This window comes from Oleiphilus sp. HI0128 (assembly GCF_001635365.1).
This window is the reverse complement of the sequence record NZ_LWGG01000233.1, coordinates 1-11,397: the sequence shown is the minus strand read 5'-3', so window position 1 is coordinate 11,397 and position 11,397 is coordinate 1. Positions and strand designations below refer to the sequence as shown.

At 44.8% G+C, this 11,397-nt stretch carries 10 protein-coding genes and 1 riboswitch; of the genes, 7 read left to right on the top strand and 3 right to left on the bottom strand.

Translation table 11 applies throughout. The features are described 5' to 3' along the window. Positions 1-87: 87 nt before the first annotated feature. The 3 genes from A3763_RS03170 (at position 88) to A3763_RS03160 (ending at position 3,788) form a co-directional block, all read left to right on the top strand. On the top strand, positions 88-648 hold the full coding sequence (locus A3763_RS03170; protein ID WP_068759877.1) for a HAMP domain-containing sensor histidine kinase: 561 nt from the start codon (positions 88-90) through the stop codon (positions 646-648). Positions 649-704: 56 nt separating this feature from the next. Further along, positions 705-878, top strand: a riboswitch (TPP riboswitch). 67 nt (positions 879-945) lie between these two features. Beyond that, entirely contained in the window at positions 946-2,811 is a 1,866-nt protein-coding gene (gene thiC / locus A3763_RS03165) for a phosphomethylpyrimidine synthase ThiC (RefSeq protein WP_068553106.1), read from the top strand. A gap of 38 nt (positions 2,812-2,849) precedes the next feature. Next, positions 2,850-3,788: a LysR family transcriptional regulator gene (locus tag A3763_RS03160; RefSeq protein WP_068508035.1), complete on the top strand. Its 939-nt coding sequence runs from the start codon at positions 2,850-2,852 to the stop codon at positions 3,786-3,788. A 32-nt stretch (positions 3,789-3,820) separates the two neighbouring features. Here the strand turns inward: A3763_RS03160 and purN are convergent, their stop codons facing one another. Both purN and purM read right to left on the bottom strand, forming a co-directional pair. After that, positions 3,821-4,489 carry a phosphoribosylglycinamide formyltransferase gene (purN, locus tag A3763_RS03155; RefSeq protein ID WP_068508037.1) on the bottom strand — a complete coding sequence of 223 codons (669 nt, stop codon included), beginning with the start codon at positions 4,487-4,489 and terminating at the stop codon, positions 3,821-3,823. Positions 4,490-4,491: 2 nt separating this feature from the next. Next, on the bottom strand, positions 4,492-5,559 hold the full coding sequence (gene purM / locus A3763_RS03150) for a phosphoribosylformylglycinamidine cyclo-ligase (RefSeq protein ID WP_068634247.1): 1,068 nt from the start codon (positions 5,557-5,559) through the stop codon (positions 4,492-4,494). 255 nt (positions 5,560-5,814) lie between these two features. Between purM and A3763_RS03145 the strand changes: the two genes are divergently transcribed. From A3763_RS03145 to A3763_RS03130, 4 genes are read left to right on the top strand one after another with little or no spacing between them, the layout of a single operon-like run. After that, positions 5,815-7,056, top strand: coding sequence for a DUF2066 domain-containing protein (locus tag A3763_RS03145; protein ID WP_197482721.1), 1,242 nt, complete (start codon positions 5,815-5,817; stop codon positions 7,054-7,056). Positions 7,057-7,084: 28 nt separating this feature from the next. Next, the gene (locus A3763_RS03140) at positions 7,085-7,666 is read left to right on the top strand and encodes a CDP-alcohol phosphatidyltransferase family protein (RefSeq protein ID WP_068509622.1); all 582 of its coding nucleotides are present in this window, start codon (positions 7,085-7,087) and stop codon (positions 7,664-7,666) included. Next, on the top strand, positions 7,663-8,406 hold the full coding sequence (locus tag A3763_RS03135) for a DnaA ATPase domain-containing protein (protein WP_068509619.1): 744 nt from the start codon (positions 7,663-7,665) through the stop codon (positions 8,404-8,406). Before A3763_RS03140 ends, A3763_RS03135 begins: the two co-directional genes overlap by 4 nt. Positions 8,407-8,430: 24 nt before the next feature. Continuing rightward, the gene (locus A3763_RS03130; protein WP_068509617.1) at positions 8,431-9,198 is read left to right on the top strand and encodes a ParA family protein; all 768 of its coding nucleotides are present in this window, start codon (positions 8,431-8,433) and stop codon (positions 9,196-9,198) included. Positions 9,199-9,218: 20 nt separating this feature from the next. Here the strand turns inward: A3763_RS03130 and A3763_RS03125 are convergent. Beyond that, positions 9,219-11,397: bifunctional diguanylate cyclase/phosphodiesterase (locus A3763_RS03125; protein ID WP_068759876.1), on the bottom strand; the 2,179-nt coding region annotated here is incomplete at its 5' end.

Here is an 11,397-nt window from a genome sequence, read left to right as displayed (position 1 = left end):
TACGCGGAACTGGGAGAAAGTGGGTGACGTTAAGTTGAACCCGGAGAAGGAAAAACAAGCAGCTTAAATGCTCAGGCGACAACTACCTTGAAAATTATCGGGGGCGGTCAGCAGCTCGCTGAACAGATCAGCACGACTTTGGATTCTACGCGGGTAGAAGCTGGAAAGCTGGCTGCCGACATTTCCCGCTTCAATGCAGTGCCTGCGCTTGAAGAAGCGTGTGTACAAGGTGAAACCCTTGNCAAGAAAAAAGGCTTGGATTTTCGCTCTGAGATTTCGGATTCTGACATATACGCCTTGGCAGACAGGCAGCACTTTAAGCAAATTGCGATCAACCTTATCTCCAACGCAATTAAATATACGCAAGCGGGAGCTATTGAAGTATCTCTTCGTCCCAGTTTTGATGAGCAGGTCGGCAAGTGCGTTACTCTTGAAGTAAATGATACAGGCTGTGGTGTTCCTCAAGGACAGCGTGAAAGCATTTTCAAACTATATCAGCGCCAAGATTCCCATGAGAATAGTCAGATTGAAGGTGATGGCTATGGTTTAGCAATATGCTGCGAAATGCTCGCGCTGAATCATGGTCGAATTGTTCTCGATAGCGAGGTGGGGCGAGGTAGCTCCTTCTCGGCTATTTTTCCTCGTTAGGCGATGCTAAAGCGCTTATTTCTTGCCATATCATTCAACACTCCCTAAAATCGATGAAAATCTTGTCGGGGAGCATCTGTCATTTTATCGCTTGATGATTTGCGAATGCTGAGACCACATAAATTCTTGGGATATATCCAATTATTTGTTGTTCTACATTTTGTAGGCAGATAGGGACCCGTTGAACCTGATTGGTTAGAACCAGCGTAGGGAACAAGAATTCATCAAGACTAGACCGATGATTCTAATTGCTTCCTTACTTACCACACTCGTAATACCGGATATGCGGAGCAATAGATGAAAAACGATTCGTTAAAGAAACTGGGTGATACAGCTTACGTAGATGAGTTATCTACCCAGCCTTTTCCAGCCTCAAAAAAAGTATATGTAGAAGGCAGTCGTAAAGATATTCGCGTAGCGATGCGTGAAATTTCACTTACCCCAACTCAGTTGCAGAATGGCGAGCTTGAGGATAACCCTCCAGTTAGAGTTTATGACACCTCCGGCCCCTATACAGACCCCGAGATAGAAGTTGACGTCACAAAAGGGCTAATGCCCTTACGCGATGAGTGGGTTGCTGAACGAAATGATACTGAAGAGTTACCTGGTTTTAGTTCTGAGTACGCAAATGTACGTGATCAAAACCTAGCCTTGGATGGCTTGCGTTTTGAGCATAAGCGTAAACCTCTAAAAGCAAAAGCCGGAAAGAATGTCACGCAACTGTATTACGCTCGTCAGGGTATCATTACGCCGGAAATGGAATATATCGCTATTCGAGAAAATCTGGCTTTAAGCGAGGCGCAGATGGATGAAGCGCTAGCTAACCAGCATCCAGGCGAGTCTTTCGGCGCTTCTATTCCTAAAATGATTACCCCGGAATTTGTCAGAGACGAAGTCGCTCGTGGTCGTGCTGTCATTCCTTGTAATATCAACCATCCGGAAACCGAACCGATGATTATTGGTCGGAACTTCCGCACCAAGGTGAATGCCAATATTGGTAATTCTGCGGTGACATCTTCTATTCAGGAAGAAGTCGAGAAAACAGTTTGGTCGACGCGTTGGGGTGGTGACACCGTAATGGATTTGTCTACAGGCCAGAATATTCATGAGACACGTGAATGGGTCATTCGAAACTCTTCTGTACCGATTGGTACGGTGCCGATTTATCAGGCGCTTGAAAAATGTGGCGGGGTTGCCGAAGATCTTACCTGGGAGTTGTTCCGTGATACTTTAATTGAGCAGGCGGAGCAGGGAGTTGATTACTTCACTATCCATGCAGGTGTGTTATTGCGCTATGTGCCTATGACGGCGAATCGAGTCACCGGGATCGTTAGTCGTGGTGGTTCAATTATGGCTAAATGGTGCCTTGCTCATCACAAGGAAAACTTCCTCTATACGCATTTTGAAGAAATTTGCGAGATTATGAAAGCCTATGATGTGTGCTTTTCACTTGGTGATGGTTTACGCCCAGGTTCAATTGCTGATGCAAATGATGAGGCGCAATTCTCAGAGCTTCGTACTTTAGGCGAGCTTACCAAGATAGCTTGGAAGCACGATGTGCAAACCTTTATTGAAGGCCCGGGTCATGTGCCGATGCATATGATTAAGGCGAATATGGAAGAGCAGCTCAAGCATTGCGATGAAGCGCCTTTCTACACGCTTGGCCCACTTACTACCGATATCGCACCAGGCTATGACCACTTCACCTCAGGCATTGGTGCTGCACTGATTGGCTGGTATGGTTGTTCAATGCTTTGCTATGTCACGCCTAAGGAACACTTGGGTCTACCTAATAAAGAAGATGTAAAACAGGGCCTTATTACCTATAAGATCGCGGCTCATGCTGCCGACCTTGCAAAAGGCCACCCTGGTGCACAGATTCACGATAATGCTATGTCAAAGGCTCGTTTTGAGTTTAGATGGGAAGATCAATTTAACCTTGCGCTAGATCCTTATACTGCTCGTGCTTATCATGATGAAACATTACCTAAGGACTCTGCTAAAGTTGCACATTTCTGTTCAATGTGTGGCCCTAAGTTTTGTTCAATGAAAATATCTCAGGAAGTTCGTGATTACGCAGCAGAAAAGGATGCGAACGAAGGTATGAGTGAGATGTCGGAGAAATTTAAACAGGAAGGTAGTGAAATCTACCATGAAGTTTAAGTTTAATTGAGTGTTATTAGCCAAGGGCGTCTAGGTCTATGAATCTAAGTGATGTTGATCTAAATTTGCTGGTTCACCTAGATGTACTTTTGCGTGAGCAAAACGTCACCAAGGCTGCAAACCATCTTGGTATTACGCAGCCTGCGATGAGTAATGGTTTGAAGCGTTTGCGCTTGCTGTTCGAAGATCCATTGCTTGTTCGTACCAGTGACGGTATGGCGCCTACTGAGTTGGCGCTCAGCCTTAAGCCTGCGGTGAGAGAGATATTATTCAATATCGATCGTGTAGTTCACCCGGATAGGGATTTTGACCTTCAAAGCCATCGGGTGTTTCGCGTGATGGCAAGCGACTACGCTGAATCTACCTTGATTCCCGCTGTTTTAAGTGAAGTTCGCAAGCAGGCGCCTAATATCACGCTCGATGTTTTAACGCCCAGTGATGTATCTTTCGAAGATGTTGAGCAAGGCCGTGTCGATATGGCGATTAATCGCTTTGATACTTTGCCGCAGTCTTTTCACCAAAAAACGCTCTGGTCTGATACCTTCTCATGCCTGATGAGCCCCAGTAACACCTTGGTCAATAGCTTCGATCTGGATGCCTACCTAAAGGCCAGCCATATTTGGGTGAGTAAAACTGGCTTTGGTGTGGGTGTTGGAGTGAACCCGAATGATGTGCAGCGCTTGGGTTGGGTTGATGAAGCGCTGGATCGTATTGGAGCAAAGCGCGAAATTAGTGTATTTACCCGTCATTACCAGGTGGCGATGTTGTTGGCGCAGCAGCATGACTTAGTGGCTACGCTGCCGAGCCGCGCGGCGCGTTTAAAAAGCGAGAGCTCTAAGCTTGTAATGAAAGAGCCGCCCTTCGATATACCAGCATTCGATCTCAAGATGGCCTGGAGCCCATTACTTCATCATAATGCGGACCATCAGTGGTTTAGGCGTTTGATTACAGATATTGCTCAGAAAGAGAGTGAATAATCGTTGGTGAAGCGCAAGGGTGGCGCAGACTTTTAGTGTAAAGTCTGTTCAATCTCTAGCTTAAGTCCGCTTTCGGGCAACTGCTCGCCATCCAGATAGGCTTGGCCATCTTTCATTTCAAGACGTCCATCGATAAACCACTTAACCGCAATGGGGTAAATGATGTGTTCCTTTTCAAGTACTCGGGTGGCAAGTGTTTCTTCAGTATCCTGATTTAAGACTGGTACAATAGCCTGGATGATATTCGGGCCGCTATCAAGCTCAGCGGTAACAAAGTGAACACTCACGCCGTGCTCTTTGTCTTTTGCTTCAAGCGCACGCTTATGAGTATGTAGGCCGGGATATTTAGGCAGAAGAGAGGGGTGAATGTTGAGCATTCTTCCTTCAAAACGGCGGACAAAATCATCGGTTAAGATACGCATAAAGCCCGCTAATACCACGAGATCCGGTTGATGCTTCTCAATCGTCTTAATCAGCTCTGCATCAAAAATCTCTCGTTGAGCGAATTTTTGATGTTCGATGACATGAGTATCAATCTCAGCTTTCTTAGCTCGCTCTAGGCCCTTAGCATGGGGCTTATTGGAAATAACAGCGCTGATCTTTCCAGGGATTTCTTCACGTTGATAGGCGTCGATTAAGGCTTGAAGGTTGCTGCCGCTACCCGATATCAAAACAACGACAACAGGATCTCGTCCTTCCATTACTAAGCGCCTAGTCCATTTAGTTGGACTTGCTCTTCGTCGGAAGATGTGTCGGCAATTTCACCAATTACCCAAGCACTTTCGCCTTCAGCTTCTAAAAGCTTGATGGCTGATTCTTCTGAACCGGCTGGAACGGCGATGATCATGCCAACACCGCAGTTGAAGGTGCGATACATTTCAACAGGATTTACGTTACCTGCTGATTGAAGCCATTTGAATACTCCAGGCAATTCCCAGCTCTGGGTCTCGATGACTGCTTTAGTACCTTCAGGTATTACGCGAGGAATATTCTCAAGTAAGCCACCGCCCGTGATATGTGAAAGGGCATGCACCTCACCTTCTTTGATCAATTTAAGAAGAGATTTAACGTAAATCTTTGTTGGCTCAAGCAAGGCCGATTTTAGGTCGGTATCGCCAATTTCCTGGTTTAGGTCAGCGTTTGATACTTCTATAATCTTGCGAATTAAAGAGTAGCCATTCGAGTGTGGACCTGAAGAAGCGAGGCCAATTAACTTGTCGCCAGCCTTAACTTTGGTGCCATCTATAATCTCAGACTTCTCAGCAATGCCAACGCAAAAACCAGCCAAGTCATAATCTTCGCCTTCGTACATGCCGGGCATTTCAGCAGTTTCACCGCCGACTAGTGAGCAACCAGATAGGTCGCAACCAGCGCCAATGCCTGTTACTACATCGGCAGCAACGTCAACATTCAGTTTACCTGTAGCGTAATAGTCAAGGAAGAATAATGGCTCTGCGCCACCAACAATAAGATCGTTAACGCACATGGCAACGAGATCAATACCTATCGTATCGTGCTTATTGAAGTCCATGGCTAATCTTAGTTTTGTGCCAACACCGTCGGTACCGGAAATCAAAACCGGTTCTTTATAGCCCTTCGGCAACTCAAACATTGCGCCAAAACCGCCTAGACCGGCCATTACTTCCGGTCTACGAGTTTTTTTGGCGACACCTTTAATTCTTTCTACTAGCTCATTTCCCGCATCGATATCGACGCCAGCGTCTTTGTAGCTAAGTGAAGGGTTTGTATTTGAGTCAGAATTATTAGTCATATGAGCTAAAACCTTGGCTTTTTAAAATTGGCGCGATTCTACCAGTTGTTTGGAGTCTCGCCAAATGCTAGCAGTAAAAAATAACATATTCGTAGTGATTTAAAAAAATATTAGAAAGTAGGTGTGCAAAGCACGGCTGATGGTTGTTTTATGAGTGTTTCGAGAATATTATGATAAACCTTTCAAATACTGAGCATAAGTGGCACTTACTTGGTCAATATTATTCGTTTTTTCGTACTTGTTTCGCTAGCCTTTTTGAGTTCACACTCAATCGCTGTCCAGCTAGGTAATTTATATAACGCTTCTGTCGCAGTACCTTCGCAAGACCCTTCCGATCGTATGCTAGGCTTTGAGCAGGCGCTGCATCAGGTGTTGATCCGTGTTACTGGTGATGAGGAATTGTTGCAGGATTCTTCTGTGAATTCTAAGTTTCGCTCACCTGAAAACTACGTGCTCTCATTTGCCTACAGAGAAAACCCCGCGTATAGCGTTTATCTTGAGGTGCTTGCTGAGCGCGAAAGGCTCGCTATGGAGTTTATAGATGAAGGTGCAGACGTTGAACAGGAGCCTGGTTCTATGCCTAGTTCCGCTCAGACCGGCCAAGAAGAGTTAACTGAGTCGTTAATAGCCGAGCCCGCCGTACCTGACCAATATATGCTGGATGTTGCATTCGCAGAATCGCCCATAGAAGCGGGTTTGCAATCACTGTCTCTTCCTATTTGGGGGCGGTCTCGTCCTTCAATTCTGGTTTGGGTGGTGATGTCTGATGAACAAGGGCAGCGAAGCGTTATCGGCGCTTCCGAACTGGATGAGGTGCTACCTGAATTGACTGGCATTGCTGAGACTCGAGGTTTGCCGCTTTTTATTCCTGTGGCCGATCTGACAGACCTTTCGCTTTTAGATGTTGACGGATTATGGGGCCTGTTTTCTGACTCCCATATTGATGCTAGTAAGCGCTATGGCACCGACGCTGTTGCAATTGTACGCTTGCAAAGTTCCATTACTCCTGAGGCTCAAGAACTTGATGAAGCAAAAGAGCCTGTTTCTCAGCGTCAATGGCGTGCAGACTGGCAGCTATTCCTAGGTGAGCAAACTTTCTTTGGTGAAAGCGCTCAGGCAAGCAGTGAATCGGTTTCAAAAGAGTTTGTTGCTCGCTTGGCAAGCGTTATATCTACTCAGTATGCTATATCTGGCGTAGCAAGTTCAGAAATCTATACCATTTCAGTGCTTGGTATCGATTCTTTCGAAGATTATGTGGATGTACAGCGTTACCTGCAAGATCTTGCGCCTGTTGCATCCGTAAATATGTTGCTAGCCGAGGAAGATCAGCTTACCTTTGAGTTGCGCTTGCGTGATACAAGAGAAATGCTTTCTCAGCACCTATCTCTTGGGCGAAAGCTAATAAAACGGGAAGCGGAGCTAGACGGTATATTGGAGTTAAATAAGGGTATGCTTGTCGATGCGCTCGATAAATTTGTTTGGCGCTCCGGGTCTTAGTCATTGCTATGGTTATTTTGGAGATAGAATGATCGCAGCTAATCAGATTCCTAATATTCTAACTGTTATTCGAATCCTGCTGGTGATTCCTTTTGCGATGAGTGTATATTCCGCGCAATATTTGCAGGCTTTGATTCTATTCTTTGTAGCAGGTCTTTCAGATGGAGTTGATGGTTTCTTGGCTCGCCAATTTAATTGGAAGTCGCGATTTGGTGCCATAGCTGACCCTTTGGCAGATAAACTACTGCTCGTTACGGCTTACGTAATGCTTGCTTGGACAGAGCAAATCCCAATGTGGCTTCTATATCTCGTTATTGGTCGCGATGTAATGATTCTAGCTGGTGCGCTGGGCTATCACTTCTTTATTAGTCATTATGATATTAAGCCCTCATGGCTGGGTAAGACCTGTACAATGCTACAGATTGTTTATGTCTTACTCGTGATTATGAGCTTGGCAGATCTGCCGATGCCGCAGTGGGCAGTTTCAGAAGGCCTATTTGTAGTGGGTGCCATTACTCTGATTAGCGGTATTCATTATTACTTGGTTTGGGGCGTAAAGGCATACAAGCAGCGCCGAGAAAATGAATTGAATGATAAGACTGGCTTATGAATGCTTTTGAATTATCCAGCCAACTATTATTGCCTGTTAGGGAAAAAAGTGACCTAAGCTTCGAAACGTTTTACAGCGAAAAAAACGATCGTGCCAAGTTTATGCTGTCGAGTGCGATAGATGAGTATCAGGAAACTGCAGTCTTACTGGTTGGGCCAGAAGAGTCTGGTAAAACCCATTTGCTTAATGCTGCAATTGGCTACGCTGAGTCAAAAGAGCTGGACAATGTTTGTTACTTTTCGCTTGCGGAATTAAACGAGTTTGAATTATCAGAGAGTGACGTTCAGGGTTTGTTTTCAAGCTTTGAGCAATATTCAATTTTGGCTCTCGATCACTTGGATTTGTGGCTGTGTCACCAGAGCTTAAGTCGAGAGTTTAAAGAACGCTGTCTTTTTAATTTATTTAACCATTATAAAGCTCAAGGTGATATGTTAATTTTCGCCTTGTCACAGCCGGTAGACGCCTTGAATATCTGCTTGGCTGATTTGTTGTCACGCCTAAAATCCGGTTTATTGATAAGCCTGAAAGCTTATAGTGATGCTGAAAAAGAACTAATCATGCAGCAGGTTGCGATACATAAGGGCTTTAGCTTGGAAGAGGGCGTTTCTACTTTTATTATTAAGCGTAGCGGGCGCAACTTAACAGAGTTGCTAGCGTTACTTGATCAACTAGACAAAGCGTCGCTCACTGAGCAGCGTAAATTGACAATTCCGTTCGTCAAGAAAGTTTTAAATTGGTAGCTCATCAGCTGCAGGGAGAAAAAAATGATTCGCGTAGTATTCAACCAGAAAGGCGGTGTAGGGAAGTCGAGTATTACTTGCAATCTTGCAGCTATTTTCGCTGCTAAGGGACGCAGAACCTTGGTTGTTGATTTGGACCCGCAAGGTAACTCTACTCACTATTTAATGGGAAAGCCTGCTGCTGAATTGAATGACTCGATTGCCGATTTTTTTGAGCAAACGCTTTCATTTAATTTGTTTAATAAAGATCCTGCCGACTTTGCGCATAAAACCCCCTTCGACAATCTCTATGTTTTGCCCTCTAGTCCTGAGATGGATTTTCTTGAAAGAAAGCTGGAGGCTAAGCATAAGATCTATAAACTCAAAAATGCCTTAAGAGCATTAGAGAGCCAGTTTGATGAAATTATCATCGATACAGCGCCTGCTTTAAATTTCTATACGCGTTCAGGCTTAATTGCTTGCGATAAGGTTTTGATTCCTTTCGACTGCGATGACTTCTCTCGTCAAGCTTTGTATACGATTATGGGCGAGTTGCAAGACATACAAGAAGATCACAATGACCGCTTGGAAATAGAGGGTATTGTAGTGAATCAATTTCAGCCGCGTGCGAGTCTGCCGTCGCGCTTGGTGAAGGAGCTCGAAGAAGAAGGGTTGCCAGTATTACCTGTAAAAATTAATGCTTCAATCAAGATGAAAGAGTCGCACCAAGAAAGTCAGCCGCTTATCTACTTTGCTCCAAAGCATGCTTTAACGACTCAGTTTGAAGAACTTCACGAGCATTTATCTTCGTAGCAAGAAAACCTGCTTTTAGCTTAGGCCGGTTTAGATTCGTGCACCAGAGGTAGTACGATCTGGTCGCCCCGGCCTAAGGTTTCGCCTTGATTCAAGCTATGTAATATTGCATATAATTCCTTGAACGGCACTGGTGGGGAGTAGAGATAACCTTGCCCATATCGACAGCCATTAATCTTTAAGAAAGCTTCCTGCTCCTTCGTTTCGATCCCTGTAGCAAAGGTTTTTAAATCCATCTGACTCGCAATAGCTAGCAGTGTTTCAGTGATGGCCATATCGCTTTCATCCCTTGGTATGCCATTCACGAAAGTTCGGTCGACCTTAATGATGTCGGCGGGAATTTGCTTTAACTGTCGTAGTGAGCTTAGACCGGTTCCAAAGCTGTCGATTGTCAGTGACACGCCCAACTCTTTAAGTTGAGTAAGTGTCACAAAGGATGTCTCGATATTGCTTGTGATCGTGCTTTCCGACATTTCCAGAATCAGGTTCTTTGGATCAAATTTAGTGCTCTCTACTGCTTTTTGGATAAGTTCAACTATTCGCGGATGGTTAAATTGGCGGTTAGAGAGGTTGAGCGCTATTTGTATCGGCGTGTCTGACCATTCCTGAATTGCTCGTCCTTGCAGGCAGGCGTTAGAAATTACCCATTGACCAATGTCGTGCAATAAGCCCGTTTGCTCAGCGACATCAATAAAGTACTCTGGCGTGACTAAACCTTTGTCAGGATGATGCCAGCGTAGCAAGGCTTCAAGCGCGAGAATTTCACCCGTTTCAATGTCGATGATAGGTTGGTAGTAAAGCTTGAATTGGCTGGCGCTGATAGCGTTTCTTAGCTCATGCTCAATAATTAGTTGGCGCTGCATTTCACTGTTCATTTCTGGACTATAGAACTGAATATTGTTTCGTCCGGCTTTTTTCGCTCGATACATGGCCATATCTGCATTTTTTAGCAGGTCGGGATATTGCGTGCCATCGTTAGGGCAGACGGTAATGCCGATGCTGGAAGTAACGATAAGCTCATTCCCGCCAATATTTACGGGCTTGGTAATGTTATCGAGAATATTTCTGGCAACTGTTTTAGCGCCTTCTCTTCCCGATACATTTGCTAGCAGAATAGCAAATTCGTCTCCGCCAAGGCGGGCAATCGTGTCTTCCTTTCGAACGCTTTGTTTGAGTCTGCTGGCTAAGGTGACAAGAAATTGATCGCCGATATCGTGTCCGAGCGTGTCATTGATTCGTTTGAAGTGATCGATATCTAGGCCGATTAGCGCAATCTCGGATTTGTGTCGAATTGCTGATTGAATCGCTTGGGCGCAGCGGTCTTCGAATAGGCGTCTGTTAGCCGTATCGGTAAGTGCATCGTAGTGAGCGAGGTAGTGAAGTTGATTTTGAGTTTTTCTGATGTCGGAAATGTTTTGGCCAATCAAAAGAAGCTGCGTCTGCTGGGATTCACCGTCATGATTGCTAAGGTGGTTCATGTTCCAGAGCATGGTGTGCGAAAGCGAGTCGCCACTGATAATCTCGCATTCCATATTTTCTTTACTAAGGCCGCTTTCGAGTACCTTGGTAAATTTCCATGCTGTCTCGTCCTGAATATTTTCTGGAACAAACATATCGATGAAATTATTGCCTAGCACTTGTTCTTTAGTATAAGAAAACTGAACTTCGGCTGCTGCATTCCATTGTTTAATTTTGAACTTCTTATCAAGTACGATGATCGGGATGCCGGCAGTTTCGAATAGTGCTCTGAAACGAGACGAGGTGTTTTGTAGACTCTTTTCTGCCTGCTTTCTGATGTAAACCTCATCGCGAAGTTCTTGGTTGGCGCTAAGTAAATCTTGTGTGCGTTGTTGAACAATATCTTCGAGCCTCGCTTCGATTTTTATTTGATCTGAACGGAGGGTGTTGAAGTAAAGGGTAGTTAGAATAACGATCAAGCTAGCAAGAGGTAGAGAATATTCTGGTATTGATAATTGCTGTGTCAGTGTCCCGGCGTTAAGGAGGTGCAGGGTGATAATCCCAGATACGAAAATAGCAATAGTGCAAGCGAGCTGGTTAAATCTGGTTGAAGCCCACATTAAGATTGGAATGATTAGAAGTATAAAGTGAGGCTTTTCCTTGGTGGTAAAATAAATGCTGAGGATCGAGATTGAAAGCCAAACAAACCACTCTAAAGGATGTGTGTTTTGCTTGATACGT